A 25,391-nucleotide genomic window follows, 5' to 3' on the forward strand; every position below is an offset into this window, starting at 1 on the left:
CCGACCCGAACCCGTCTCGTTCTCAGCAGAGCCCATAGGGTCTGATGTCATCACTCACAGTGCCCATCCCGCCGGACGCTGAGGTCCGGCGTGTCGGGCCGGAACCACCGTTCGTTGCACAGGCCCGTGCCGCCACCCGCGGCCGGGTGCGGTCCAGCAGCACGTTGTTCAGGTGCAGGTCCCCGTGTGCGACGCCCGGTTCCGGCTCGGGCGGGCGGTGGCGGGTCAGCCAGTCCGCGGCGACGGCCACGTCGGGCAGGTCGCCGGGGTCGTAGCCGGGCACCTCGGAGTAGGACGCGAGCTGCGCGGTCCAGCGCGGTACCTGCCGCTCCAGGAACGGACCGGGGCGGCGCAGCCCGTCCAGCCCGACCGCGGCCGGGTCGAGGCGGCCGAGCCGGGCCGCGGCCCGGGCCACGTCGAGCACCGCGCCGTGCCGCAGCGCCGGGTCAGCGGCCTGCTCGGGCGAGACGCGCTCGCCGGGGTTGACGCCGTCCACGTCGGTCATCAGGTAGAACGGCCTGCCGAGCACGTCGGTGTCGGTGCAGGCGGCGACGAGCTCCGGGTGCGGCACGTCGGTGCCGCGCAGCGCGCCGAGCACGGTGATCTCGCGGGCGATGGTGCGCGCCGACCCGGGCCGCGGGTGCACCGGCGACGAGCGCAGGACCAGCGGTCTGCCGCCGACGACGGTGCGCAGCACCACGTTCTGGGTGCCGCCGCCGACCGGTTCCAGCTCGCCGGACCAGTCGCCGAACCCCTGACCGCGCAGCCACGCCGCGAGCGCGGTCCGGTCGACCACACCCGACGGGTCCGCGGGGCTCACGTCGACCACGCCATGCCGCCGTCGACCTTGATCGTGGCGCCGGTGGTGTACCCGGCGTCCGGGCCGGTCAGGTACAGGATCGCGCCGACGACCTCGGCCGCCTCCCCGACCCGTCCGGCGGGCACGGCGCCGGCGACGTGCGCACGGAACTCCTCGGTCCAGTGCTCGGCGATGTCGGTCCGGACCGGACCGGGCATCACCGTGTTGACCCGCACCGACGGCGCGTACGCGCGGGCCAGCCCGACGGTCAGCGCGTTGAGCCCGGCCTTGGCCAGCGCGTAGGGCAGCTCCCCGGGGCCGGGCATGACCGCCGCGACCGAGGAGACGTTCACGATCGCGCCGCCGCCCGCCGCGGCCATGAGCTCCCCGCAGCGGGCACCGAGCCGGTAGGCGCCGCGCAGGTTCACCGCGAGGACCTTGTCGAACAGCTCCTCGGTGACCTCGGTGAGCGACCCGTAGAGCGGGGACATGCCGGCGTTGTTCACGAGCACGTCGACCCGGCCGTACTCGGCGAGCACCCGGTCCACCAGGTCGTCGCAGTCCGCCCAACGGCCCACGTGGCAGCCGACGCCGAGCGCGGGCACACCGTGCCGCGCGGTCAGCTCCGCGGCCAGTGCGGTGCACGCCTCGGCCCGTCGGCTGGCGACGACGACCGCGTCCCCGCGGGCCGCGTACGCCGCGCAGGCCGCCCGTCCGATCCCCCGGCTCCCGCCGGTGACGACGACGACCCGGCCGCCCTCCGTCGTGCCGCTCATGTCAGGACGCCCCGGAGCTCCCGGTGTTCCACTCGCGGTCCTTGCGGTCCTCGGACTCGGTGCGTTCCCTGGCGATCTCCAGCGCGCGGGCCGCGGTGGCCCGGTCCGGGTACGGGCCGAGGCGGTCGGCGGACCGGCAGCCGTCGGCGGTCTCCACGGTGCCGTGCTTGAGGCAGTAGAACCATTGCTCGTCGCTCATGGGACCACCCTGGCACCGATCCGCCCCGCCTGTCTCCCGCCGCGCCGCGCCGACGATGGCAGGCTGGGGCCATGGCACTGGTGCTCGGGGTGGACTCGTCCACCCAGTCCTGCAAGGTCGTCGTCCGCGACGCCGACACCGGCGAGCTCGTCCGGTCCGGGCGCGCCGCGCACCCGGACGGCACGGAGATCGCGCCCCGACTCTGGTGGGAGGCGCTGCAGGCCGCGATCGACGACGCGGGCGGCCTCGACGGCGTCGCGGCGCTGTCGGTCGCGGGTCAGCAGCACGGCATGGTCTGCCTCGACGAGCGCGGCGAGGTCGTGCGCGACGCGCTGCTGTGGAACGACACCCGCTCGGCGGCGGCCGCCCGCGAGCTCGTCGAGGAGTTCGGCGCACAGCAGTGGGCGGAGACGACCGGCGTCGTCCCGGTCGCCTCGATCACCCTGGCCAAGCTCCGCTGGCTCGCCGGCCACGAGCCCGAGAACGCCGCCCGGACCGCGGCGGTGTGCCTGCCCCACGACTGGCTGACCTGGCGGCTCCGCGGTGGCGGCGTCCCCGGCGGCGCAGGGCTCGACGAGCTGGTCACCGACCGGTCCGACGCCTCGGGCACCGGCTGGTTCGACGGCGTCGACTACCGCCCCGAGCTGCTCGAACGGTTCTTCGGGTCGACACCGACGCTGCCGCGGCTGCTCGGCCCGGCCGAGTCCGTCGACGGGCCGGGCGGGACCCGGGTCGCCGCCGGGGCGGGCGACAACGCGGCCGCCGGACTGGGGGTCGACGCCGGCGGGGACGTCGTCGTCTCGCTGGGCACCTCCGGCACGGTGTTCGCCCGCTCGGAGCGCCGCGCCCAGGACCCGTCCGGGATCGTGGCCGGGTTCTCCGACGCCACCGGCGCCTACCTCCCGCTGGTGTGCACGCTCAACGCCTCCCAGGTGCTGGACGCGACCCGACGGTTCCTCGGGGTGGACCACGACGAGCTGGGCCGCCTCGCGCTCGCCGCCGAGCCGGGCGCGGGCGGGCTGGTCGTGGTGCCCTACCTGGAGGGCGAGCGGACCCCGAATCTGCCCGACGCGACCGGCGCGCTGCACGGCTGGACGCTGGCCTCGGGGACCCGGGAGAACCTGGCCCGGGCCACGATCGAGGGCATGCTCTCAGCACAGCGGGTCGGGCTGGAGGCGCTGCGCGAGCAGGGCGTCACCGTGTCCGGGGTGACGCTGGTCGGCGGGGCGGCCCGCTCCGAGGCGGTCTGCCGGATCGCCGCGCAGGTGTTCGAGGTGCCGGTCCGGGTGCCCGAGCCCGGCGAGTACGTGGCCGACGGCGCCGCCCGGCAGGCCGCGTGGGCACTGCGCGGCGGGGCGACCCCGCCGTCGTGGAGCGCCGGGGCCGAACCGGCGCGCTACGAGGCCGAGCCCGCGCCGGCGGCGTGGGAGCGCTACCGCGAGGCGGCGGGGGCGTTCCTGGACCGGGTCGCGGAATGACCACCGAGGGCCCGAAGCGGCTCCTGGTCCTCGGCAAGATCACCGACATCCTGGACGCGTTCACGCTGCAGCGCCCGGTGCTCGGGCTGGGCGAGATCCAGCAGGCGACCGGCATCCCGACCTCGACGGTGCAGCGCCTGGTGTCCAACATGGTCGCCGAGGGGCTGCTGGACCGGGTCGGGGACCGGGTCCGGATCGGGGTCCGGATGGCCTACTGGGCCGGGGCCGCGGCCCGTGGGGTCGACCTGCTCGAGCTCGCCGGGCCGCTGCTGCGCGAGCTGCGCGACACCACCGGGGAGACGGCGGCGCTGTTCCGGGCCGAGGGTGGGCACCGGGTGTGCGTCGCCGTCGCCGAGACCCGGCACGCGCTGCGCCGGGAGATGCACGTCGGGCGGATCGTGCCGCTGCACACCGGCTCGGCCGGGCGGGTGCTGCTGGCCTGGGCCCCCGAGCTGGCCGAGCAGGTGCTCGCCGGTCCCCTCGAGCCCCTCACCGACCACACGGTGACCAGCCCGCAGCGGCTGCGCGAGCTGCTCGCCGACACCCGTCGCGACGGGTTCGCGATCACCGTCGCCGAGCGCGACGACGGCGGCTCCGGGCTCTCCGCCCCCGTCTTCGACCACGTCGGCGAGGTCGCGGCGGCGCTCACGATCAGCGGACCGACCATCCGGTTCGGCCGCTCGGAGTGCGAGAAGTGCGTGGACCTGCTGGTCGGGGCCGCGGAGCGGCTCACCCGGACCCTCGGCGGGCGCCCGCCGGGCTGACCCGGCGCGCGCCGGGGGCTCAGCCGCGGGGCCCCGCCGTCCAGGGGAACGCCGTGGCGTTCGAGCGGACGCCGCGCGCGGTCGCCGAGCGCATCGGCTCCCCCAGCTCGGCGAGCAGGTCCTCCGACCACGTCACGAGCCCGGCCAGCACGGTGGGGGTCAGCCAGTCCGGGCGCAGCGCGAACAGCAGGTCCTCGCTGGCGGTGTTGCCGCTGGCCCCGGGCGCGAACGGGCAGCCACCGAGGCCGCCCAGCGCGCCGTCGAGGACGGTCGCGCCGTTCTGCACGGCGGCGAGGGCGTTCGCGACGCCCTGGCCCCACGTGTCGTGGCCGTGGAAGGCGACGCGGCGGCCGTCGGCGACCGCGGCGACGCGCCCGACCAGCGACCCGACCTCGGCCGGGTTCGCCTGCCCGAGCGTGTCGCAGACGACGACGTCGCAGGAGCCCGCGGTGCGCGGGTCGGCGACGATCCCGAGCACCCGGTCCGGGTCGACGGGACCGTCGAAGGGGCAGGTGAACGCCGTCGCCAGGCACAGCTGGATGCGTCCGCCCGCGGCGCGCGCGTACTCGACGGCCTGCGGCATCGCGTCGAGGGAGACGGCGGTGTCGCGGCCGACGTTGGCGTTGTTGTGCGCGTCGGACACGGAGAAGCAGTACTGGACGTTGCGCGCACCGGCGGCCACCGCCTTCTGCACGTGCCGCGGCGTCGCCACCCACACCCAGCAGCGCTCCAGCTCCTCCGGCGTGAGCGCGGCGACGACGTCGAGGGTGTCGGCCAGCGGCGGCACCAGGTCACCGCGGGCCAGCGACCCGATCTCCAGCTCCGGCACGCCCGCTCCGAGCAGCGCGCGGACCAGCTCGACCTTGCGGTCGGTGGGCAGCGGCTTGCCGGTGAGCTACAGCCCGTCGCGCAGCGTGACGTCCCGCAGGACGATCTCGTCGGTGCTCATGCGTCCTCCCCCGATGCGGCCCGGATCGTGTCCGGGGTGTACCCGAGCAGACCCCCGAGCACGTCGTGCGTGTCGGCGCCCAGGTCGGGCCCGACCGAGCGGACCGGGACCGAGCGGTCGCCCAGCACCGGCACGATGCCGGGGAACCCGACGCGGGCGGGCTCGTCGCCGCCGGTGTCGACGTCGAAGTACTGGACCATGTCGCGGGCGCGGAACTGCTCGTCGGCGACGATGTCGGCGGCGGAGTGGATCGGCCCGGCCGGGACCCCGGCCTCCTCCAGCTTCGCGAGGACCTCGTCGCGGGGCAGCGAGCGGGTCCAGGCCTCGATGGCGCCGTCGAGCTCGTCGCGGCGCGCCCAGCGGCCGGCGTTGCTGGCCAGCTCCGGGTCCGCCCCGAGGTCGGCGCGGCCGATGACGGTCATGAGCCGGCCGAAGATGGAGTCGCCGTTGCCGGCGACGACGACGCTGCCGCCGCAGGCGCAGACGTAGGCGTTGGACGGGGCGATGCCCTCCATCCGCCCGCCGACGCGACGCCGCTCGACGCCGTAGGCGAGGTGGTCGGGGACGAGCGACTCCATCATCGAGAACACGGCCTCGTTGAGCGCGACGTCCATGCAGCGCCGGTCCAGGCCGGGCCGCTCGGCGCGGCTCTCGCGCTGGTAGAGGCCCATCATCGCGGAGAACGCACCGTAGAGCCCGGCGATCGAGTCCCCGATCGACACCCCCGTTCGCGACGGCGGCCGGTCGGCCTCCCCGACCAGCGCGCGCAGCCCGCCCATCGCCTCGGCGACGGCGGCGAACCCCGGCCGCGACGACAGCGGTCCGGTCTGCCCGAACGCGGAGATCCGCACGAGCACGACGTCGGGGTTGACGGCGTCGAGCTCGGCCGGGCCCAGACCCCACTTCTCCAGCGTGCCGGGCCGGAAGTTCTCCAGCACCACGTCGGAGCGGGCGGCCAGGTCCAGTACCGCCTGCTTCCCCGCTGCCGAGCGCATGTCGAGGGTGACCGAGCGCTTGTTGCGGTTCAGCGTCCGGTACAGCATCGAGGTGTCCCCGGCGTAGAGCCGCCAGTTGCGGATCTCGTCGCCCGTCCCGGGGCGCTCGACCTTGATCACCTCGGCGCCGAAGTCGGCGAGCAGGCGTCCGGCGGTGGGGGCGGCGATGTAGTTGCCGAGCTCGAGCACCCGGACCCCGGACAGCGGAAGTTGCGACACGACTCTCCCTAGACGACGAGCGACAGCGGCAGGATCACGATGATCGCCACGACCGAGGCGATCGAGACCCCGACCGAGCAGGTTTTGAGCGTCCCCCGCACGGACTGCCCGAGCAGCGACTGCAGCAGCCAGAACGTGTTCGACGTGACGTGCACGGCGAACAGCGCCCCGGCTCCGGCCGCCAGCGCGATCAGCACGGGGGCCAGGCCGATCACCGGGGCCACCGGGGCGAGCACGCCGGCCGCGGTGATCGCCGAGATCGTCACCGACCCGATCGCGACGTGCAGCACGGCGGCGATCAGCCACACCATCAGCAGCGGGGCGGCGGTGCTCGCGGAGAAGAAGCGGCCGAGGATCTCGCCCAGCCCGGCTTCGCCGATCGTGGTGGCGAGCGAGCCGCCGACCCCGGTGAGGATGAGGATCTGCCCGCTCTCGCGGAACCCGTCGGTCACGGCGGACTCCACCATCTCGCGCCCGTGGGCAACCCCGACGACGGCGGTGGTCCCGATCAGCGCCAGCAGCAGCGCGATCACCGGCTCACCCAGGAACGCGAGCACCGGGTGGGTCACCCCGGCGGCGTCGAGGACGGCGCCCGCGGCGATGAGCAACAGGCCCACCAGCAGCGGCCCGAACAGCAGGGCCAGCGGGAGCTCGCGACGCGCGGTGCCGGACACCACGGTGCCGGCGGCGACCGGGCCTGCGCCTGCGCCACGCCCGGCCCCGCCCTCCGCGTCCGGGCCTGGGCCGTCCGGGGAACCGGCACCGGAGGGTCGTCCCCCGGCGCTCCCGGCGTCGGGTGCGGCGGTGTCCGGCGAGTGGGCCTCCGCACCGGCCGGCGCGCCCGCGACGACCGGCTCCTGCTCGTCGCGCGCCGGGTCCCACCAGCCGCGACGCAGCAGCACGGACATGATCCCGGTCGCGATCAGCACCGTCGGCACCACGACGACCAGGCCCAGGATCAGCATCTGCCCCAGGGGCACCCCGAGCACACCGGCGAGCGCGACCGCGCCGACCCCGGGGACCATGAACACGATCCCGCACTCCAGGCCGATCGCGAGCGCGGTCGCCATCCGCGGCAGTCCCCGGTCCCCGATGCGCGGGGCGATCCGGCGGGCCAGCGGCGCGGAGATGACCAGCAGCACGTCGACGAAGATCGACTGGAGTGCGGTGGAGACCGTGACGGCCGTGGCGTAGGGCATCCCGCGCGGGCCGCAGGCCGCCAGCAGCGCCGAGACCAGCCGTTCGATGGCGCCCGCGTGGTGCAGCATCGCCCCGGTCAGGACACCGAAGGCGATGAGCAGCCCGACGTCGGCCAGGATGTCGCCGAACCCGCCGGTGACCGCGTCGACCGTCCCGGTCACCCCCAGGCCGGCGGTCAGACCCAGGTAGACGGCGCCGATCACGAGCGAGATCACCGGGTTGAGCCGGAACCTCACGATCAGCACGACGACGGCGAGCACGGCGACAGCCGTGTTCACCACGATGACGGTGTCCGACACGATGGTCCCCCTGGGCGTCGACGACGATGTCGTACCCACATCATGAACACAGACCCACCATGCGAGCAAGCCTGGCGGTCAGGTCACGGCCAGCGCCCCACCGAACCCGATCAACGCGGCGCCGGCGACGACGTCACCGGCGCGGCGCACGCGGCGCCGGGTGAAGAAGCCCCGCGCCCGGTGCACGGCGAGGACCAGGCCGACCCCGTAGACGCCGCCGAGCACCGCCACCGACAGCGCCAGCAGCAGCGCGTCGGCGATGGTCGTGACGCCGGGGACGAGGAACTGCGGCAGCACCGACAGGTACAGGACCAGCGCCTTCGGGTTGGTGATGTTCGAGCCGAAGCCGACCAGGAACGACCGCCGCACCGGCACTCGCGGCCCGCCGTCGTCGACGGCGGGGTAGTCCCCGCGGCGGGCGGCCCGCAGCGCCTGCACCCCGAGCACACAGAGGTAGACCACCCCGGCCCAGCGGATCACGGTGAAGGCGGTGTGCGAGCCGGCGACGAGCACGCCGAGCCCGAACGCGGCGGCGCAGCCCTGCAGGGCGTTGCCGGTGAACACCCCGGCCAGTGTCGACAGCCCGCCCGCGCGCCCGCCGACCAGCGAGGCGCGCAGCATCACGAAGGTGTCGGGGCCGGGCATCAGCACCAGCCCGACGACGATCAACAGGTAGGCACCGTAGGACGTCCAGCTCACGAGAAGCCATCGTAGGCTGCTGCCCCGTGAGATCCCGCCGGCGCCGCACCTCCCGGGAGGCGTCCCCGCTCCCGACGGTCGACGGCCTCGCGCCGGCCCGCGTCCGCACCCCGGCGACGCAGGGGTGGGCGACGATGCGCGACCACCTCGTCGACCGGTTCCCGCACGTCGCGGACCGGATCGACGCGCGCCTGGCCGCCGGGGAGATCGTGACCGCGGCCGGTCCGGTGACCGCGGCCACGCCGTACGCGCCCTCGACGACGCTGTGGCTCTACCGCGACGAGCCCGACGAGGTGCCGGTGCCGTTCGGCCTGCCGGTGCTGCACGCCGACGACGACGTGGTCGTCGTCGACAAGCCGCACCTGCTCGCGACGATCCCGCGCGGCAGCCACGTCCGCCAGACCGTGCTGGTGCGGCTGCGTCACGAGCTCGGGCTGCCCGCGCTCAGCCCGGCGCACCGGCTCGACCGTGCCACCGCGGGGGTGCTGCTGCTGGTGGTGCGGCCCGAGCTGCGCGGTGCCTACCAGACGTCGTTCGCCCGCGGCCGCGTCACCAAGACCTACGAGGCCCTCGCCCGGTTCGACCCGGACCTGGAGCTGCCGCGCACCGAGGTGTCACGGATCGTGAAACGCCCCGGGGTGTTCGCCGCCGTCACCGAGGACGGCGAGCCGAACGCCGAGACCCGCATCGAGCTCGACGGGCGACGCGGGGACCTGGCCCGCTACCGGCTGACCCCGCGCACCGGGCGGACCCACCAGCTGCGGGTGCACCTGAACGGGCTGGGTGTGCCGATCCTCGGCGACGACGTCTATCCCGAGCTGCGCCGGCGGGCGCCCGAGGACTTCACCCGCCCGCTCCAGCTGCTCTCCCGCGCACTGGAGTTCGACGACCCGCTGACCGGGGTGCGGCGGCGCTTCGTGAGCGGCCGCACCCTGCAGGCGTGGGACGACCCGGACGGCTGGGCCGCCGGGACGCCGCACGAGTGGTGATCAGCCGACGCTGCGGTCGCCGCCGTCGTCGAGGTGGTGGCCGTTGTGGTGACCGCCGGGGACCGGCACCCCGTTGGCGGCACCGTTGGCGGCACCGTTGACCGCGCCGTCGGCCGGGCCGTGCGGGCCGTGGTCCTCCGCTGCGCGGTGGCGGCCCTCGCGCAGCCCCCGCTGGTAGCTGGACAGCCGGTTGCGCACGCGGTCGGGCTGGCGCTCGCGGGAACCGGCCGGCGCGACGCCGTTCGGGGTGTCCCGCCACGACGGCGGCACCATCGCCTGCCCGGGCAGCCGCTGCGGCAGACCCTGCGCCGTGGTCGGCAGGTCGACGACCCGGTCGGCCCGGACGCGGGCGGCGTCGAACTCGGCGTCGCCCGCGGTGCGCCAGTTGTTCCCGGTGACCGGGAGCGCCGTCGTCTCGGTCGATCCCGGCTCACGGAACCAGGCCGAGGCGACCGCCGCGAAGATCGGCGTGTCGTCCGCGTCGTCCACGGGCACCGGAACCTCCGAGTCGAACGGTCCGAACAGCTCCACCGGCGGGGTCGTCCCCGGGGCGCCGGTGACGGGCAGTGCCTCGGTGGCCTGGGCCTCCTGCGGCGCGGGCGGCGGCGGGCCCCCGTTGCGCGACGGCCCCGTGCCCGGCGACGGCGGCCCGTACGGCGGACGGGGCCCTGGTCCGGGCCCACCGGGACCGGAGCCGGCCGGACCGGGCCCGGTCGAGCCGAATCCGTTCGGGCCGACGCCGTTCGAGCCGGAGCCGTTCGGGCCGTTGCCGTTCGGGCCGGAGCCGGCGAAGGGGGCCGCGGCCGCGATGCCGCCGGCCGGACGGGGCGCACGGCGGGGCAGCCCGGCGGATGCCGCCGGCTCGTCCCGCTCGGGCCCGACCGGCGGCCAGCTCCGCTCGGGCTCCGCCGGCGGGGCGTCCCGCGGCGGCCAGGGCACGTCCGCCGCCGCAGCGGGGGCGGGGGTGCCGGCCGCGTCGGGGGCACCGTCCGGCGCCGGGCGGCGCAGCGATGCCGTCGTCCCGGTGCCCTGCTCGTCCGGCTGCGACTCCGCGGTGGGGCCGGCGGGCGCGGCCGGCTCGGATCGGCCACCGCCGACGACCGAGGACGGCAGGTGCAGCACGGCGATCGGGGCGATCGCGGAGTTCCCGGCAGGGCCACGGACGCCGAGCCGGGCGCCGATGGCGCGGGCGAGCCGAGCGGCCACGTGCAGGCCGATCTCCTGCGGGGCGACCGGACCGCCTGGCGTCGCCGAGCCCAGCGCCCGGTCCAGCTCCTCGACCGGGGTGCGGTGCCGCGGCGGCTGGGTCCCCTGGAGCTCGACGACGATCCCGCCCTCGGGACCCCAGCGGGTCAGCAGCTCGATGCGCTCCCCCGCCGGCGTGACGCTCGCGGCGTGGGCCAGCAGCTCCGCCAGGATCTGGCCCAGCACGGGCTCGGCGGCCGCGTCGACCGAGACGCTCGGCGTCGGCGGGACGATCGTGCGCGAGGCCGCCTCGCTCGCCGAGACGACGGTGTTGAGCGCCTGCCCGAGCGGGGTCGGCGGGGCGGCGAGCCGGGGACCGCGGGGGGCACCGGCGAGGACGAGGATGTGGTCGCCGTCGCGGGCGCCGCGGCGGGCGGCCGCGGCCAGCTCGGCGAGGTCGGCCAGCGCACCCGGGCGCAGCTCACCGGCACGCAACCGCTCGGTCAGCAGCTGCTGACGCTCCGAACGGGCCCGCAGCCGGTGCGCGATCGCGGCCAGCACGGCATCCCCGGCCGAGGCCCCCGCCGGGCCGGACGGGTGGGGCGGCGGGTCGTCTCGCGCCACGCGATCGTCCTCCGAACCGTTCGGACGGCGCCCGGGTCGGACGCCACGTCAGTACCCGCTCGGGTAGCGGGCGGGACGGTTGCGAAGCCTACTCGTCGGTCCGCCCAGCGCTGGTTCTGATGCGGTGGGCGGTGGATCGTGGACGGGCGGGCGGCGCAACCCCGCCGGCGGGTCACCGGGAGTGCCCGGACGGGCACGACGGGCGGCCGGGCGGCCGCGCCGGAGGGGTCTCACTCGAAGCGCGACGGGTCCCCCGCACCGTGCCGCACGATCTCCGGCTCGTCACCGGACAGGTCGACGACGGTGGTCGGCTCGGTGCCGCAGTCCCCGGAGTCGATGACGGCGTCGACCTGGTTCTCCAGCTCCTCCTTGATCTCCCAGCCCTGCGTCATCGGCTCGTCGTGGCCCGGCAGCAGCAGCGTCGAGGACAGCAGCGGCTCCCCGAGCTCGGCCAGCAGCGCCTGGGTGGTGGCGTGGTCGGGGATGCGCACGCCGACGGTCTTCTTCTTCGGGTGCAGCAGCTGCTTGGGCACCTCCTTGGTGGCCGGGAGGATGAAGGTGTAGCTGCCCGGGGTGGACGCCTTCACCGCACGGAACACGGCGTTGGAGATCTGGACGAACTGCCCGAGCTGCGCGAACTCCGCGCACACGAGGGTGAAGTGGTGTCGGTCGTCGAGCTTGCGGATCTGCCGGATCCGGTCCAGGCCGTCGCGGTTGCCCAGCGAGCAGCCCAGCGCGAAGCACGAGTCGGTCGGATAGGCGATCAGGCCGCCGGACCGCACGAGGTCCACGACCTGTCCGATGCTGCGCGGCTGCGGGTTCTGCGGGTGCACGTCGAAGTATCGGGCCATCGCGCGAACGTACCGGCTCGGCGGCCCACCCGGGGACCTCGACGACCGGGCGGTCGCGGTGCGGCCGGGAAACCGTTGCCCGCGACGCGCGGAGGGGGCCAGGATGCGATCCATGCACGTCGTGGAATACCGGCCGGAACGGCACGAGTTCGCCTGGACCTTCGGGGGCGTGCCGCCGGTGCGCCGGGTGGCGCCCGGGACCTGCCTGCGGCTGTGGACCGAGGACGCGTTCTCCGGGCGGCTCACGTCCACCTCGGACCGTCCGAGCGCGGTGCTCGACATGAGCGAGGTGAACCCGCAGACCGGACCGTTCCACGTGGAGGGCGCCGAGCCCGGCGACACCCTGGCCGTCCACCTCGTGGAGCTGACCCCGGCCCGGGACTGGGGCGCCTCCACGCTGATCCCGCTGTTCGGGGCGCTGTCGACGACCGAGCGCACCGCGCTGCTGCACGAGCCTCTGCCCGAGCGGACCTGGATCTACCAGCTCGACCGGGCCGCGGGGACGGTGCTGTTCGAGGCGACGAGCGCGGACCTGCGTCTGGAGCTGCCGTGCAACCCGATGCTCGGCACCGTCGGCGTCGCCCCGCCCGGGCGGGAGGTGCGCAGCTCGCTGGTCCCCGACGTGTTCGGCGGGAACATGGACACCCCGGAGATGCGCGCCGGGGCCACCTGCTACCTGCAGGTCAACGTGCCCGGCGCACTCTTCTCGGTCGGCGACGGCCACTACCGTCAGGGCGAGGGCGAGAGCTGCGGCACGGCGGTCGAGGGCGCGATGGACGTCGTGCTGATCGTCGAGCTGATCAAGAACGCCCCGGCCCCGGCCTGGCCGCGGATCGAGACCGACACCCACTACGTCGTCGTCGGGTCCGCCCGCCCGCTGGAGGACGCCTGGCGGGCCAGCCAGGTCGGGATGATCGCCTGGCTGGGCGAGCTCTACGGGCTGGACCGGCTGGATGCCTACCAGCTGCTCACCCAGGCCGCCGAGTCGCCGCTGGCCAACGTCGTCGACACCAACTACAGCGCCGTCACCAGGATCGCGAAGGCGCTGCTGCCCACGGCCGCGGCCTACGGCGGCGTCCACCGTCACCTGCGCGAGCAGGCCCGCTCCCTGTAGAGGAAGGCCCCTGTCATGGACATGCTGTTGCACGGCCGCGTCGTGCTCGTGACCGGAGGGTCGCGCGGGATCGGGCGCGCGGTCGTCGCCGGGCTGGCGGCGGAGGGCGCGCGGGTCGCGTTCTGCGCCCGCGACGCCGACGGGGTCGCCGCCGCCGAGCAGGAGCTGCGCGCCGCCGGCGCCGGTGAGGGGGCCGGGACCGCGGTGGCCGTCGCCGACGGCGACGCGCTGGCCGGCTGGGTCGCCGCCGCCGCCGACCGCTTCGGTGCCGTCGACGCGGTCGTCGCGAACGTCTCGGCGCTCGCGATCGGCCCTGGCGAGCAGAACTGGCGCTCGAGCTTCGAGATCGACCTGCTGCACACGGTGCGCCTGGTAAACGCCGCGATGCCGCACCTGGAGCGCAGCGACGCCGCCTCGGTCACCGCGGTGTCCAGCGTCTCCGGTCGCGAGATCGACTTCGCCGACGGCTCCTACGGCGTCATGAAGGCCGCCCTGGTGCACTACGTCTCCGGCCTGGCCTTCGACCTCGCGCCGAAGGGGATCCGCGCCAACGCCGTCTCCCCCGGCAACGTCTACTTCCCCGGTGGGGTGTGGGCGAACGTCGAGCAGAACGACCCCGCGCTGTACGCGCACGCGATGGGGCTCAACCCGACGGGCCGGATGGGCACCCCGGAGGAGACCGCCTACGCGGTCGTCTCGCTGGTCAGCCCGCGGGCGAGCCGGATCAGCGGCACCAACCTGGTGGTCGACGGGGCGCTGACCCGCGGGGTGCAGCTCTGACCCCTCGCCCGAAGGCCTCGCGCACCACCCGCTCGACCGGGGCCGTCCCGGCCACCAGGTCGAACGCCGGCTCGCGCGCGGGTTCCAGCGGAGGCTGGGCGATCACCCGTGGCCATCGGGCGGCCGGCGACATCGTCTGGGCGCGGTGCACGACGAACGGGGACACCAGGTGGACGTCGCCGGCGCGGCCGGTCGCGGCGGCCTCCCGGCATCCCGCGGTCGCGCGGACCGCCTCGCCGCAGAACGGCAGCCAGTCCGCCCCGGCGGATCCGTGCGGTACGAGCAGCCGGGCGACCTCGTGGTGCGAGCCGGACCGCAGCAGCGTCGGGGCGTCGTCCGGTCCGACGTCGGTGTAGAGGAACAGCATCAGCAGGGACCGGCCCCGCGAGTCCACCGACAGCCGCGGTCCGCCGTCGGGACCGGACAAGGACGACTCGACGTGCCATCCGTCGTCGCCGGGCGCGCCGGGCACCGGGAAGCGGACCGGGAAGGCGCCCATCCCGGTGACGCGCTCGTGGGCGACCGGATTTCCGTCGAACCGGACAGCCCATCCCCTACCGGTCTCGGGTTAGGGTCGCCTCACCTGATCGAAGGAGACCGTCCGTGACGCCGTCCCGGGCCGCGGTGACCCTCGCCGCCCTGCTCACCCTGCTCCTCGCCGCGTGCTCCTCCACGCCCGGCGCCGGCCCCGCCGACGACGGGGGCACCCGCACGGTCGCCACCGCACGGGGCGAGGTCACGGTCCCGGCCACGCCGCGGCGGGTCGTCGTACTGGAGCCGGTGCAGCTCGACACCACCGTCGCCCTCGACGCCCCGCCGGTCGGGGCCGCGGTCCTGTCCGAGGGCACCGGGGTGCCCGCCTACCTCGCCGACGCCGGCGCGCAGGTGACGGTCGTCGGGACCGTCGCCGAGCCCGACCTGGAACGGATCGCCGCCCAGCGGCCCGACCTGATCCTGGGCACCGAGTCCCGGCACGCCGCGCTGTACGACCGGCTCGCCACGATCGCGCCGACGGCGTTCATGGCCTCGCAGGCCGACCCGTGGCAGGACAACGTCCGCTTCGTCGGCCGGGTGCTCGGCCGGGAGGCCGACACCGAGGAGCTGCTCACCCGCTACCGGGACCGGTGCGCCGAGGTCGCGCGCACGCACGACACGGCCGGGCGCACCGCGCAGATGATCCGCCCCCGGGACGGCCTCCTGACCCTCTACGGGCCGACGTCGTTCGCGGGCGGCACCCTGGAGTGCGCCGGGTTCACCATCCCACCCCGGGACTGGGAGAACTCGATCTCGGTGGACCTGTCCCCCGAGCTGGTCCAGCAGGCCCGCGCCGACGAGGTGTTCCTGACCGCGACCGACCCGGCGTCGCCGTCGGCGGTGCCGCCCGCCGTCGAGGCGGTGCGCGCACAGGTCTTCCCGCGGCTGCACCCGGTCGACCAGTCGGTCTGGATCACGGGGGTGGGTCCGCTCGGCGGGCAGAAGGTGCTCGACGACATCGAGCGGACGCTGGGCCGGTGAGCCCGCTGGCGGGGTCGCCGAACGTCCTGTTCGCCGCCCGGGTGCTCGCCGTCGGCGTGCCCTCCCCCGGGTTCCGGCGGCTCGTCCTGGGCGGGCCGGAGCTGTCGCGGTTCGCCCCGCACGGCCGGGACCAGCGGATCAAGCTGCTGGTCCCGACGGAGGTCGGCTACCCCGCCTCGCTCGCGTCAGGCCTGCCCGAACGTGAGTGGCGGGCCCGGCTGCGGGAGCTGCCCGCCGACACGCGGCCGGTGCCACGCAGCTACACCCCGGTGGCGGTCCGGCCGGGGCGCGGCGAGGTCGAGCTCGACGTGTTCTGCCACGCCCGGCCGGGTCCGGCGAGCGCGTGGGCGGCGGCCGCCCGGCCCGGCGACGCCGTCCTGCTCTCCGGGCCGGACGTGCGGCGCGGCAACCCGGACCACGGCGTGCAGTGGGACCCGGGCCCCGCCACCGAGGTGCTGATCACCGGTGACGAGACGGCACTGCCCGCCGTGCGCGGCATCCTCGCCGCGCTCCCGCCGCACCACCGGGGCCGGGTGCTGGTCGAGGTCGGCGACCCGGCCGACGCCGTCGGGCTCGCCGGCACCCATCCGGGCGTGACCGTGGAGATCTGCCGACGGCCGGGGCGATCGCTGCTCGACGCCGTCACCGACTGGGTCGAGACCCACGGTGCCGCGGCCGCCCGCCTGGGCGACCGCTTCTACGCCTGGAACGCCACCGAGAGCACCCGGGTGGCGCGGGTGCGCAGCCTGTTGCACGAGGCGGGCGTCGCCCCGGACCGGGTCCACGCGCAGGGCTACTGGCACGACCGGCCCCGTCCCGCTGCCCGCTGATCACCCGGACGTCATCCGGGTGTGGCCCGGTGGCCATGCCCGGCGCGCAGCGTTGCCGGACGTGGACGAGACCCCGGTCGAGCCTCAGGCCGACGCCCCCGCTCCCCTCATCCCGCACCCCGGTGCGGTCGATCCCGGACGCTTCCGGGTCGACGACTCCGACGACGACGACCCGACCCTCGTCGGCCCCGGGGGCAGCCCGGTCGACACCTGGCGCCAGGGCTACCCCTACGACGACCGGCTGTCGCGCGTGGAGTACGAGCGCCAGAAGCGGCTGCTGCAGATCGAGCTGCTGAAACTGCAGAACTGGGTCAAGGACACCGGCAACCGGATCGTCGTCCTGTTCGAGGGGCGCGACGCCGCGGGCAAGGGCGGCACGATCAAGCGGTTCACCGAGCACCTCAACCCCCGCGGCTGCCGGGTGGTGGCACTGGAGAAGCCGACCGAACGCGAGGCCGGCCAGTGGTACTTCCAGCGCTACGTGGCGCACCTGCCCTCGGCCGGGGAGATCGTGCTGTTCGACCGGTCCTGGTACAACCGGGCCGGCGTCGAGCGGGTCATGGGCTTCACCGACCCCCGCTCCTACATGGAGTTCCTGCGGGCCACCCCGGAGCTGGAGCGGATGCTCGTCCGGTCCGGGATCCACCTGGTCAAGCTGTGGTTCTCGGTCTCGCGCGACGAGCAGCGCACCCGCTTCCTCATCCGTCAGGTCGACCCGGTGCGCCAGTGGAAGCTGTCCCCGATGGACCTGGCCTCGCTGGACAAGTGGGAGGCCTACACCGAGGCGAAGGAGGCGATGTTCTTCTACACCGACACCAAGGACGCCCCCTGGACCGTGATCAAGAGCAACGACAAGAAGCGCGCGCGGCTCGAGGCGATGCGCCACGTCCTGGGCCTGTTCGACTACCCCGGCAAGGACACCGGGGTGGCCTCCCCGCCGGACCGGCTGATCGTCGGGCCCGCCGCGGAAATGTTCGAGCAGGACGAGGGCCCGAACCGCTTCCCTCCCCTGACCGACCGGCACCACTGAGCGGTACCACTGAGCGGCACCACCGAGCGGCGACCCGGTCGGGTCCCGCGGGCGGGTGCGCTCAGGCGGGCTCGGCCACCAGCGTCATGGTCAGCGAGTGGCCTACGCCGAGGCCCGGGCCCGCGCCGCGTTCGAGCGCGAGCAGGGCGTCGGCGAGCCGCGCGGCGTCGGGCCCGGTGAGCGGGTCCGCCCCGCGGTAGGGCTCCAGCACGCCGTTCCAGCGGTCGGCGAATCCGCGCAGCCAGTCCAGCACCTCCACCGGCGCGCCCTCGGTGGCCGGGACGAAGTGCAGGTCGTCGGGGTCGACCCGGGACGGGTCGCGGACCAGGTCGTTCACCAGGGTCCGGAACCGCGGCGCCGACGGGTGGAAGGTGCCGGTGGCGGTGTGCCGCCCGACCAGGACCGACCGGTCGACGGCGGTGCGCGACACCAGCCGCGCGCCGCTGCCGGCCAGCGCGGCGTCGACGGTGGCATCCAGCTCGGCGCGGCCGTAGAACGTCATCGGCTCGGAGATCGCCTCGCCGCCGCCGGCGAAGAAGCTCATCGCGTAGTCCCAGCGCTCGGTGTCCCAGCGGGGCTGCCACTCCACCGAGTACCGGCCGAGGACGTCGACGACGACCGCCGCCCGTCGTCCCCGGGCCGCCACCGCGGTCAGCACCGACCCCAGCGCGGCGACGAGCTCGTCACGGGTGAGGTGGGAGTAGGGGACGCCGCAGGACAGGTACAGGTCGAACGCGCCGTCGGGCAGCGCGTCGCGCACATCGCCGAGCAGGAACGACGCCGACGGCGAGCCGACGGTGTCCCGTGCGGTGGCGACCATCTCCGGGTCGACGTCGAGGCCGACGTAGCGCAGCCGGTCCTCCGCGACGATCGGCGCGGCGCCGGGTTCCGGGCGGGTGAGGAGGGCGAACCCGTCGGCGGTGCCGGACCCGACGTCGAGCACGGCGACGGGGGCGCCGGGCCGCAGGTGCAACGCGGCCAGCGCGCTCGCGATGACCCGCCGGGTGACCGGCTCCTCGGAACCGACCTTGACCGGGTCCCGTCGCGCCGGGGACAGGTAGTGGGCGCTGGCCCCGCGGTAGGACGGGGCCTGATCGGAACGGCTCACCGTTCCTTCCTACACCGAGAAGATCATTCTCGGCTCACCGCGGGCGGCCGGGGTCGGGCCGGCCGCCCGCGGGAGGTCGACGGACGACTCAGGCGAGGTCGTCCAGCTCGCCGTTCCTGATCGAGGTCAGGAAGGCGGCCATCTCGGTTGCCGGGAAGGCGAGCACAGTGCCGTGCGGGTCCCGCGAGTTGCGGACGGCCACGGTCCCCCCGGTCACGACGGCGAGCTCGACGCAGTTGCCCTGGTAGCCGCTGCGCACGCTCTTGCGCCACGTCAGCGAATCGATCGCCGCGGGGCCGCTCAGGTGCATCTGGTCCATGCGAATGCTCACCTCATCTGCATATGCATTCTCCGTTGCGTCAAACGCTAGCAGTGGGCACGCGGCTCGATCGTGCAAAACAGGACGGAACGCGCCCGGCGGTCGCCCGTCCGCACCCGATTGCGGTGCACGGGCCGTGGGCGGTCGACGTCGGAGCGTGGTGCCCGGGGCCCGGGAACGGGCGCCGCTCGTCGCCCGGGAGCGACGTCGGTGCAGGTCAGAGCTCGGCGCGCAGCTTGCTCAGTGCCTGCTTGGTCTCGGCCGGGCTGAGCGCGTCGATGGTGAGCCTGTCCATCGAACGGCCGTAGCGCTCGACGTCGGCGCGCTTGTCCAGATAGGAGGCCCCGGTCATCTCCTCGAGGTAGACCAGGTCGGGCAGCTCGGGCTCGGCGAAGCGCAGCATGGTGAAGGCGTGCTCGGCGCCGTAGCCGGACAGGTCCCAGGGCAGCAGCTGGACGACGACGTTCGGCAGCGACGACAGCTCGATGAGGTGGTCGAGCTGGGCACGGAAGACTCCCTCCCCGCCGACCGGTCGGTGCAGCACGGCCTCGTCGAGGACGGTCCAGAAGGTCGGTGCGTCCTTGCGGTGCAGCACGCGCTGGCGTCGCAGCCGCACCTCCAGGCGCTTCTCGACGTCGGCCCGCTCGACGGGCGGCAGGTCGGTGTGTCCGCCGCTGACGACCGCGCGGGCGTACTCCTCGGTCTGCAGCAGCCCCGGGACGAACAGCAGCTCGTAGGACGAGATGCGCGACGCCGAGGCCTCCAGACCCACGAAGTCCTCGAACCAGCCGGGGACGACGTCGTTGTAGCGGGCCCACCAGCCGCTGGAGTTGCTCTCCTCGGCCATCGACAGGACCTGGTCGCGCTCGGGGCCCTCGGCGACGCCGTACATCGTCAGCAGGTCGGCGACGTCGCGCTGCTTGAACCCGACCTTGCCCGACTCCAGCCTGCTCATCTTCGAGTCCGAGCCGCGGATCGCGTACGCCGCGTCGGTCCGGGAGATGCCCGCGCGCTCCCGCAGCCGGCGCAGGTGGGATCCGAGCACGATGCGCCGCGCGGTCGGGCCGCGGTCGGCACCGGGCGGGGTGGGGCTGTTCGGGCTGGGGACCACCGGGACGGGCTCCTGCGGTTGCGGGGACTGCCGATCGGGTGACCGAGCCTACACAACGGTTCCGCAGGTCGTCAGCGGTCTCGATCACGGGACACGTCCGGACGGTGACGGTGCGTCCCCGATCGGGTCGGTCCGCTACGGTGACCGCACCGGTGATCGGCGCCACGACGGGCGTCGTCCGGGCACCGACCGACGCACCGGCGCGACGCCGCCGACGACGCAGTGAGGACTCCGCCGATGGCCCAGCCGACCGAGGGTCGCGCTCCCGCGTACATCGACACGACCAAGGCCAGCATCGCCCGGGTCTACGACTACGCCCTCGGCGGCAAGGACAACTACGAGGTCGACCGGGAGACCATCGAGCGGGTCCGCAAGATCGCCCCCGAGGTCAACCTGCTCGCCGTCGACAACCGGGCGTTCCTGATCCGGGCGGCGCGCTTCGTCGCCACCCAGACCTCGATCACCCAGTACCTGGACTGCGGCTCCGGCCTGCCGACCGCGGAGAACACCCACCAGGTGGTCCAGCGGCTCCAGCCCGAGGCCTGGGTCGCCTACGTCGACAACGACCCGACCGTCATCGCGCACGGCAGGGCGCTGCTGGAGGACAACGAGTTCACCCGCTTCTCCGCCGCCGACATCCGCGAGCCGGAGTCGGTGCTGGCCGACCCGTCGGTGCAGGGCTTCCTGGACCTCGACCAGCCGGTCGCGCTGTTCCAGATCGGCACCATCCACCACTTCGACGACGCCGTGGACCCGCAGGCGATCATGGCCCGCTACGTCGAGCGGCTCGCCCCGGGCAGCGTCGTCGCGATCGCGCACTTCTTCGACCCGGAGAACGCCGACAGCGAGCTGGCCCGGCGGATGGAGCAGGTCTTCGTGCACAGCCCGATGGGCAGCGGCCGGTTCCGCACCCTCGCCGAGATCACCGGGCTGTTCCCCGGCCTCGAGCTGGTCGACCCGGGCATCGTCCCCTGCTACCGGTGGTGGCCCGACGGTCCGCAGCTGCGCAGCGAGGACCCGGTGCAGCGGTGCATCGTGGGCGGGGTCGGCATCAAGCGATGAGTTCGCGGGGCCACCGCGGTCGAGAGGGGTGAGACCCACCGACCCCGGGAGGCCCCCGTGCCCGTCACCCTGGACCCCACCGCCCAGATCCTGCGCGACGCCGTCGCCACGGGGTGCGTACCCGGACTCGTCGCCGCCGTCGACCATCCCCGGCACGGCACCGGGGTGCACGTCCTCGGCGACGACGGCGCCGGACGCCCGCTGCGCCGCGACACGATCGTGCGGATCGCCTCGGTCACCAAGCCGGTCGTCGCGGTAGCCGCGCTCGCACTCGTCGAGGACGGGATGCTCGACCTCGACGAGCCGGTCGCGGCGTGGCTGCCCGAGTTCGCCGCGCCGCGGGTGCTGCGCCACGAGGCCGCCGGTCTCGACGACACGGTCCCCGCGCGCCGACCGATCACCCTGTACGACCTGCTGACCTACCGCTGCGGGATCGGGATGCTCCCCCGGCCCCCGGCCGAGCTGCCGGTGCAGCGCGCGACCGCAGGGCTCGGCAGCGACGGACCACCCGGGTCCTACCCGCTCCCCGACCCCGACACCTGGACCGCGCGGGTCGCCGCGGTGCCGCTCGTCGCGCAGCCCGGGTCGCGCTGGCTGTACCACACCTCGGGCGACCTGCTCGGTGTCCTGCTGGCCCGCCGCTGCGGCACCGACCTCGCGACGGTGCTCGCCGAGCGGGTGTTCGCCCCGCTCGGCATGCGCGACACCGGCTTCTCGGTGCCCGTCGCCGACCGGGACCGGTTCGTCCCGCTGCTGAGCGCCGCACCCGGTGGCGGCTTCACCATGACCGACCCGGTCGACGGCGCGTGGTCGAACCCGCCGGTGTTCCCCTCCGGAGGCGGTGGCCTGGTCTCCACCCTGGACGACCTGCTCGCGTTCACCCGGGCCCTGCGCGCGGGCGGCGGCCCGGTCCTGTCCCCCGGCGCGGTGGCCGAGCTGACCTCCGACCGACTGAGCACCGCGCAGCGGGCCGGTGCCGCCCCGTTCCTCGACGACGGCTGTGGCTGGGGCCTGGGCCTGGCCGTCGAGGACGGCGGACGCTACGGCTGGGACGGCGGCCTGGGCACCGGCTGGCGCTCCGACCCGTCGAGCGGTGTGATCTCCCTGCTGCTGACCCAGGTGATGTGGGAGGGGCCCGAGGGCCCCGCGCTCCTGCACTCCTTCCGCGCCGCGGCGCACTCCTGAGGGGCCACACCATGGACTGGACACTCGAGGTCGTCGTGCTGCCGGTGTCGGACCTCGACGCCGCGGTCGCCTTCTACCGCGACCGGGTCGGCTTCGACCTGGACCACGACACCCGCACCGAGCACATGCACATCGCCCAGCTGACGCCGCGGGGCTCGGGTTGCTCGATCGTCGTCGGCTCGCCGCCGGCACAGAACGAGATGGCGCCGGGCTCGATGCGCGGGCTGCAGCTCTGCGTCGCCGACGCCCGGGCCGCGCGCGACGAGCTCGTCGGACGCGGGGTGGAGTGCAGCGAGGTGACGGTGCTCGACGAGCGCGACGGCGGCACCTTCTTCGGCTTCGCCGACCCCGACGGCAACACCTGGGCGGTGCAGGAGCTGCGGGTCCGGGGCGAGCGGCCGCTGATCCCGGAGTCGGCCCAGGGACGCTTCGGCGGCTGAGCACCGCCGGTCACACCGATTGCACGACGGTCCCCGGAGGCGCATACTCGCCTTAATTCAACGCTGGTTGAAATGGGGTGGGCGTGATGTCGGAGCGGACGACGTGCTGTGTGGTCGGGGGCGGCCCGGCCGGGATGATGCTGGGCCTGCTGCTGGCCCGGGCCGGGGTCGAGGTGACCGTGCTGGAGAAGCACGGCGACTTCCTGCGGGACTTCCGCGGGGACACCGTGCACCCCACCACCCTGGACCTGCTCGACGACCTGGGGCTGGGCGAGCGGTTCGCCGCGCTGCCGCAGAGCCGGGTCGAGGAGGTCGTGATCCCCGAAGGGCGGGGCGGCGCGCAGCGGATCGGGAACCTGTCGCTGCTCCGCCGGATCGGGGTCCGCCACCCCTACATCGCGCTCGTCCCGCAGTGGGACCTGCTGAACCTGCTCGCCGACGCCGCCGCCGACGAACCCACCTTCGATCTCCGGCTCGACACCCGCGCCACCTCGCTGATCCGGGAGAACGGGCGGGTCGCCGGCGTCCGGTACGTGACGACGACCGCGCCCGGCGAAGAGACCACCGGCGAGATCCGGGCCGACCTCACGGTCGCCTGCGACGGCAGGCACTCGATCCTGCGGGACGGTTCCGGTCTGCCCGTGACCGAGTACGACGTCCCGTTCGACACCTGGTGGTTCCGGCTGCCGCGCCGCCCCGAGGAGCTGCACGCCTCCCTCCGGCCGCGGATCGGGAACGGGCGCTTCGCGGTCGTCATCCCGCGCGAGGGCTACTACCAGATCGGCTACATGGCGCCCAAGGGCGCCGACGCGCGGCTGCGCGCCGCGGGGGTCGAGGCGTTCCGGGCCGACCTCGCCGAGCTGATGCCGGAGTACGCCGACCGGGTCGGCGACATCGCCTCGATGGACGAGGTGAAGCACCTCGACGTGAAACTCAACCGGCTGCGCCGCTGGCAGGTCGACGGTCTGCTCTGCATCGGCGACGCCGCGCACGCGATGTCCCCGATCGGCGGCGTCGGGATCAACCTCGCGATCCAGGACGCGGTGGCCACCGCGACCCTGCTCGCCGCCCCGTTGCAGCGGGGCACCCTCACCGAGCGGGACCTCGGCCGGGTCCGCAACCGCAGGCTGCTCCCGACGGTGCTGGTCCAGGGCCTCCAGCGGATCATGCACCGCACCATGGCCGGCCCGGCGCTGACGGGGCGGCGCGACGGTCCCCCGGTTCCGCTGCTGCGGCTGATGCATCGCGTCCCGGCGCTGCAGATCGTGCCCGCCTACCTCGTCGGCGTGGGGTTCCGTCCGGAGCGGGCCCCGGACTTCGCCCGCCGCGGCCCGGTGCCGGCGGCCTGAGACCCGGTGCCCGCCCGCCGCGACGGGCGGGCACCGTCGCTCAGCGGACCGGCGCGCCGTCGGCCGGGACGACCGCGCCCGCATCCTGCGGCACGGTCAGGTCCCGGTCGACCGTCTCCGGCGCCATCCGGGCCGCGACCAGGCTGATGACCGCCATGCCCGACATGTAGACCGCCACCGGGATCCACGACCCGGCGAACGCCCCGATCAGGGCGGCGCAGATCAGCGGCGCCACCCCACCCCCGAGCGCGGAGGAGAACTCCCGGCCCAGGGTGACACCGGCGTAGCGGTAGCGGTTGCCGAACAGCTCGGGGAACCAGCTCATCTGGACCCCGACGGCGCCGTTCACCGCCAGGACGAAGCTCACGATCATGGTCACGACGATCGCGGCCCGGTTCCCGGTGCCGAACGCGATGAACGCGGGTCCCGGCAGGAGGACCATGGCGGCGAGGATCGTCGAGTAGACCGGACGGCGCCCGAACCGGTCCGACAGCGCCCCGAACCCGAAGGCCGCGATGCCCCCGCAGATCGCCCCGACCAGGAGCACCTGCGGCACGAACGACGCGTCCACACCGATCGAGGACACCAGGTAGGACGCGACGAACACCTGGAAGGTGTAGGATTGCGCGCTGGCGCCGACGTTCATGAACAGGACCAGCAGCATCGGCCGCCGCCCGTGCCGGAACACCTCGCCCGCCGGTCGGCGCGGCGCGACGTGGGTCTCCTTCAGCTCGGTGAAGACCGGGCTCTCGTCGAGCCTGCGCCGGATGATCATGGCGACGACGGTGACGACCAGGCTGGACGCGAACACCAGCCGCCAGCCCCACGCGAGCAGCGCCTCCTGGCCGAGCTGCTGGACCGCGACCCAGACCACCGCGCCCAGCGCGGTACCCAGCGCCGCACCCACCATGACCAGCGAGGCGTAGCGGCCCCGGCGGCCACGACCGACCGTCTCGGTGAGCAGCGTCGCGGCGCCGGCCTGCTCGGCGCCGGCCCCGAACCCCTGCAGGAACCGGCAGAGCACCAGCAGCACCGGGGCGAGCACCCCGATCGTCCCGTAGGTCGGGAGCAACCCGATCAGCAACGTCGAGCCGGGGTCTGTAACGAGAACGGTGGTTCCGGCGATGTTGTCAGTAGTGCTCGGCGCCCGGCCAGCGGTCACCGAAAGTGATGGCGAAGGCGTTGAGGACTGGCTTCCAGCGCATCATCCATCGGGTGTGGCCTCGTCCGGTCGGGTCGAGGCTGCGGGTGACAAGGTACAGACATTTCATCGCGGCCTGCTCGCTGGGGAAATGCCCTCGCGCTCGGACCGCTCGCCGGTAGCGGGCGTTCAACGATTCGATCGCGTTCGTCGTACAGATCACCCTCCGGACCTCGATGTCGTAGTCGAGGAACGGCACGAACTCGGTCCAGGCGTTACGCCACAAACGTATCATCGCCGGATAGGCTCGCCCCCACTCGTCATCGAGATCATCCAGCGCGGCTGCAGCGGCATCGGCGGTGGACGCGGTGTAAATAGCTC

Annotated in this window: 27 protein-coding genes; 12 read left to right on the forward strand and 15 right to left on the reverse strand. The window is 74.6% G+C overall.

What is annotated here, in order from left to right:
• Positions 1 to 22 precede the first annotated feature (22 nt).
• Genes FVA95_RS21915 through FVA95_RS21925 form a run of 3 tightly spaced genes read right to left on the reverse strand, consistent with a single transcriptional unit; the run spans position 23 to position 1,774 of the window.
• Entirely contained in the window at positions 23 to 820 is a 798-nt protein-coding gene (locus FVA95_RS21915) for a phosphotransferase family protein (RefSeq protein WP_161992389.1), read from the reverse strand.
• Positions 817 to 1,575, reverse strand: a complete 759-nt coding sequence (locus tag FVA95_RS21920; protein WP_149665837.1) for an SDR family NAD(P)-dependent oxidoreductase — start codon at positions 1,573 to 1,575, stop codon at positions 817 to 819. Before FVA95_RS21920 ends, FVA95_RS21915 begins: the two co-directional genes overlap by 4 nt.
• Position 1,576: 1 nt before the next feature.
• Positions 1,577 to 1,774, reverse strand: coding sequence for a hypothetical protein (locus FVA95_RS21925; protein WP_149665838.1), 198 nt, complete (start codon positions 1,772 to 1,774; stop codon positions 1,577 to 1,579).
• Between the two features lie 71 nt (positions 1,775 to 1,845).
• On the opposite strand from FVA95_RS21925, the gene xylB reads away from it, so the two are divergent.
• Complete coding sequence (gene xylB / locus FVA95_RS21930) at positions 1,846 to 3,252, forward strand: xylulokinase (RefSeq protein ID WP_149665839.1); 1,407 nt, start codon at positions 1,846 to 1,848, stop codon at positions 3,250 to 3,252.
• The gene (locus FVA95_RS21935; RefSeq protein ID WP_149665840.1) at positions 3,249 to 4,016 is read left to right on the forward strand and encodes an IclR family transcriptional regulator; all 768 of its coding nucleotides are present in this window, start codon (positions 3,249 to 3,251) and stop codon (positions 4,014 to 4,016) included. Before xylB ends, FVA95_RS21935 begins: the two co-directional genes overlap by 4 nt.
• A gap of 19 nt (positions 4,017 to 4,035) precedes the next feature.
• Here FVA95_RS21935 and FVA95_RS21940 read toward each other — a convergent pair whose 3' ends face one another.
• The 4 genes from FVA95_RS21940 to FVA95_RS21955 all read right to left on the reverse strand — a co-directional run bounded on the left by FVA95_RS21940 (position 4,036) and on the right by FVA95_RS21955 (position 8,377).
• Positions 4,036 to 4,896: a hydroxymethylglutaryl-CoA lyase gene (locus FVA95_RS21940; RefSeq protein ID WP_255474665.1), complete on the reverse strand. Its 861-nt coding sequence runs from the start codon at positions 4,894 to 4,896 to the stop codon at positions 4,036 to 4,038.
• A gap of 65 nt (positions 4,897 to 4,961) precedes the next feature.
• Positions 4,962 to 6,179, reverse strand: coding sequence for a CaiB/BaiF CoA-transferase family protein (locus FVA95_RS21945; RefSeq protein WP_149665841.1), 1,218 nt, complete (start codon positions 6,177 to 6,179; stop codon positions 4,962 to 4,964).
• Between the two features lie 8 nt (positions 6,180 to 6,187).
• Positions 6,188 to 7,657 carry a GntP family permease gene (locus FVA95_RS32155; protein WP_240051659.1) on the reverse strand — a complete coding sequence of 490 codons (1,470 nt, stop codon included), beginning with the start codon at positions 7,655 to 7,657 and terminating at the stop codon, positions 6,188 to 6,190.
• A 99-nt stretch (positions 7,658 to 7,756) separates the two neighbouring features.
• Positions 7,757 to 8,377: a LysE family translocator gene (locus FVA95_RS21955; RefSeq protein ID WP_149665843.1), complete on the reverse strand. Its 621-nt coding sequence runs from the start codon at positions 8,375 to 8,377 to the stop codon at positions 7,757 to 7,759.
• 26 nt (positions 8,378 to 8,403) lie between these two features.
• On the opposite strand from FVA95_RS21955, the gene FVA95_RS21960 reads away from it, so the two are divergent.
• Complete coding sequence (locus FVA95_RS21960) at positions 8,404 to 9,366, forward strand: pseudouridine synthase (RefSeq protein WP_149665844.1); 963 nt, start codon at positions 8,404 to 8,406, stop codon at positions 9,364 to 9,366.
• Here FVA95_RS21960 and FVA95_RS21965 read toward each other — a convergent pair whose 3' ends face one another.
• Positions 9,367 to 11,175, reverse strand: a complete 1,809-nt coding sequence (locus FVA95_RS21965) for a hypothetical protein (RefSeq protein WP_149665845.1) — start codon at positions 11,173 to 11,175, stop codon at positions 9,367 to 9,369. It lies immediately after the preceding gene.
• 230 nt (positions 11,176 to 11,405) lie between these two features.
• On the reverse strand, positions 11,406 to 12,026 hold the full coding sequence (locus tag FVA95_RS21970) for an L-threonylcarbamoyladenylate synthase (RefSeq protein ID WP_020623429.1): 621 nt from the start codon (positions 12,024 to 12,026) through the stop codon (positions 11,406 to 11,408).
• Between the two features lie 112 nt (positions 12,027 to 12,138).
• Between FVA95_RS21970 and FVA95_RS21975 the strand changes: the two genes are divergently transcribed.
• A complete protein-coding gene (locus tag FVA95_RS21975; RefSeq protein WP_149665846.1) occupies positions 12,139 to 13,140 on the forward strand; it encodes an acetamidase/formamidase family protein in 1,002 nt (333 codons plus the stop codon).
• Between the two features lie 15 nt (positions 13,141 to 13,155).
• Positions 13,156 to 13,920: an SDR family NAD(P)-dependent oxidoreductase gene (locus FVA95_RS21980; RefSeq protein WP_149665847.1), complete on the forward strand. Its 765-nt coding sequence runs from the start codon at positions 13,156 to 13,158 to the stop codon at positions 13,918 to 13,920.
• Here FVA95_RS21980 and FVA95_RS21985 read toward each other — a convergent pair.
• Positions 13,865 to 14,419: a hypothetical protein gene (locus tag FVA95_RS21985; protein ID WP_193564399.1), complete on the reverse strand. Its 555-nt coding sequence runs from the start codon at positions 14,417 to 14,419 to the stop codon at positions 13,865 to 13,867. The two genes, FVA95_RS21980 and FVA95_RS21985, sit on opposite strands and share 56 nt — an antisense overlap.
• Before the next feature lie 104 nt (positions 14,420 to 14,523).
• Here FVA95_RS21985 and FVA95_RS21990 point away from each other — a divergent pair, with 104 nt between their 5' ends.
• The 3 genes from FVA95_RS21990 (at position 14,524) to ppk2 (ending at position 17,295) form a co-directional block, all read left to right on the forward strand.
• Entirely contained in the window at positions 14,524 to 15,435 is a 912-nt protein-coding gene (locus tag FVA95_RS21990) for an iron-siderophore ABC transporter substrate-binding protein (RefSeq protein WP_149665848.1), read from the forward strand.
• Entirely contained in the window at positions 15,432 to 16,265 is an 834-nt protein-coding gene (locus tag FVA95_RS21995) for a siderophore-interacting protein (RefSeq protein WP_149665849.1), read from the forward strand. Before FVA95_RS21990 ends, FVA95_RS21995 begins: the two co-directional genes overlap by 4 nt.
• Before the next feature lie 61 nt (positions 16,266 to 16,326).
• The gene (gene ppk2 / locus FVA95_RS22000) at positions 16,327 to 17,295 is read left to right on the forward strand and encodes a polyphosphate kinase 2 (RefSeq protein WP_149665850.1); all 969 of its coding nucleotides are present in this window, start codon (positions 16,327 to 16,329) and stop codon (positions 17,293 to 17,295) included.
• Positions 17,296 to 17,356: 61 nt separating this feature from the next.
• On the opposite strand, the gene FVA95_RS22005 is transcribed toward ppk2, so the two are convergent.
• The 3 genes from FVA95_RS22005 to FVA95_RS22015 all read right to left on the reverse strand — a co-directional run bounded on the left by FVA95_RS22005 (position 17,357) and on the right by FVA95_RS22015 (position 19,833).
• Positions 17,357 to 18,403, reverse strand: coding sequence for a class I SAM-dependent methyltransferase (locus FVA95_RS22005; RefSeq protein WP_149665851.1), 1,047 nt, complete (start codon positions 18,401 to 18,403; stop codon positions 17,357 to 17,359).
• A gap of 88 nt (positions 18,404 to 18,491) precedes the next feature.
• The gene (locus FVA95_RS22010; RefSeq protein WP_233147576.1) at positions 18,492 to 18,734 is read right to left on the reverse strand and encodes a DUF397 domain-containing protein; all 243 of its coding nucleotides are present in this window, start codon (positions 18,732 to 18,734) and stop codon (positions 18,492 to 18,494) included.
• A 205-nt stretch (positions 18,735 to 18,939) separates the two neighbouring features.
• Complete coding sequence (locus tag FVA95_RS22015; protein ID WP_020624195.1) at positions 18,940 to 19,833, reverse strand: helix-turn-helix transcriptional regulator; 894 nt, start codon at positions 19,831 to 19,833, stop codon at positions 18,940 to 18,942.
• Positions 19,834 to 20,070: 237 nt separating this feature from the next.
• On the opposite strand from FVA95_RS22015, the gene FVA95_RS22020 reads away from it, so the two are divergent.
• The 4 genes from FVA95_RS22020 to FVA95_RS22035 all read left to right on the forward strand — a co-directional run bounded on the left by FVA95_RS22020 (position 20,071) and on the right by FVA95_RS22035 (position 23,869).
• Positions 20,071 to 20,895: an SAM-dependent methyltransferase gene (locus tag FVA95_RS22020; RefSeq protein ID WP_149665852.1), complete on the forward strand. Its 825-nt coding sequence runs from the start codon at positions 20,071 to 20,073 to the stop codon at positions 20,893 to 20,895.
• Between the two features lie 57 nt (positions 20,896 to 20,952).
• Entirely contained in the window at positions 20,953 to 22,080 is a 1,128-nt protein-coding gene (locus FVA95_RS22025; protein WP_149665853.1) for a serine hydrolase, read from the forward strand.
• A gap of 11 nt (positions 22,081 to 22,091) precedes the next feature.
• Positions 22,092 to 22,520 (forward strand): VOC family protein, encoded by a 429-nt coding sequence (locus FVA95_RS22030; protein ID WP_149665854.1) that lies wholly within the window; start codon positions 22,092 to 22,094, stop codon positions 22,518 to 22,520.
• Positions 22,521 to 22,606: 86 nt separating this feature from the next.
• Positions 22,607 to 23,869, forward strand: a complete 1,263-nt coding sequence (locus FVA95_RS22035) for an FAD-dependent oxidoreductase (protein ID WP_149665855.1) — start codon at positions 22,607 to 22,609, stop codon at positions 23,867 to 23,869.
• Between the two features lie 40 nt (positions 23,870 to 23,909).
• On the opposite strand, the gene FVA95_RS22040 is transcribed toward FVA95_RS22035, so the two are convergent.
• Positions 23,910 to 25,031, reverse strand: a complete 1,122-nt coding sequence (locus tag FVA95_RS22040) for an MFS transporter (RefSeq protein ID WP_240051660.1) — start codon at positions 25,029 to 25,031, stop codon at positions 23,910 to 23,912.
• On the reverse strand, positions 25,000 to 25,391 hold a 392-nt coding region (locus tag FVA95_RS22045), incomplete at its 5' end, for a transposase (protein WP_193564271.1). The genes FVA95_RS22045 and FVA95_RS22040, both read right to left, overlap by 32 nt.

The sequence above is a fragment of the Pseudonocardia sp. EV170527-09 genome (assembly GCF_008369905.1).
GTDB lineage: Bacteria > Actinomycetota > Actinomycetes > Mycobacteriales > Pseudonocardiaceae > Pseudonocardia.

Excerpts from the sequence above, each read along its gene's own strand:
- FVA95_RS21920 (WP_149665837.1), bottom strand. The coding sequence starts at position 1,575 with ATGAGCGGCACGACGGAGGGCGGCCGGGTCGTCGTCGTCACCGGCGGG.
- FVA95_RS21925 (WP_149665838.1), bottom strand. The coding sequence starts at position 1,774 with ATGAGCGACGAGCAATGGTTCTACTGCCTCAAGCACGGCACCGTGGAG.
- xylB (WP_149665839.1), top strand. The coding sequence starts at position 1,846 with ATGGCACTGGTGCTCGGGGTGGACTCGTCCACCCAGTCCTGCAAGGTC.
- FVA95_RS21935 (WP_149665840.1), top strand. The coding sequence starts at position 3,249 with ATGACCACCGAGGGCCCGAAGCGGCTCCTGGTCCTCGGCAAGATCACC.
- FVA95_RS21970 (WP_020623429.1), bottom strand. The coding sequence starts at position 12,026 with ATGGCCCGATACTTCGACGTGCACCCGCAGAACCCGCAGCCGCGCAGC.
- FVA95_RS21975 (WP_149665846.1), top strand. The coding sequence starts at position 12,139 with ATGCACGTCGTGGAATACCGGCCGGAACGGCACGAGTTCGCCTGGACC.
- FVA95_RS21980 (WP_149665847.1), top strand. The coding sequence starts at position 13,156 with ATGGACATGCTGTTGCACGGCCGCGTCGTGCTCGTGACCGGAGGGTCG.
- FVA95_RS21985 (WP_193564399.1), bottom strand. The coding sequence starts at position 14,419 with ATGGGCGCCTTCCCGGTCCGCTTCCCGGTGCCCGGCGCGCCCGGCGAC.
- FVA95_RS22020 (WP_149665852.1), top strand. The coding sequence starts at position 20,071 with ATGGCCCAGCCGACCGAGGGTCGCGCTCCCGCGTACATCGACACGACC.
- FVA95_RS22030 (WP_149665854.1), top strand. The coding sequence starts at position 22,092 with ATGGACTGGACACTCGAGGTCGTCGTGCTGCCGGTGTCGGACCTCGAC.
- FVA95_RS22035 (WP_149665855.1), top strand. The coding sequence starts at position 22,607 with ATGTCGGAGCGGACGACGTGCTGTGTGGTCGGGGGCGGCCCGGCCGGG.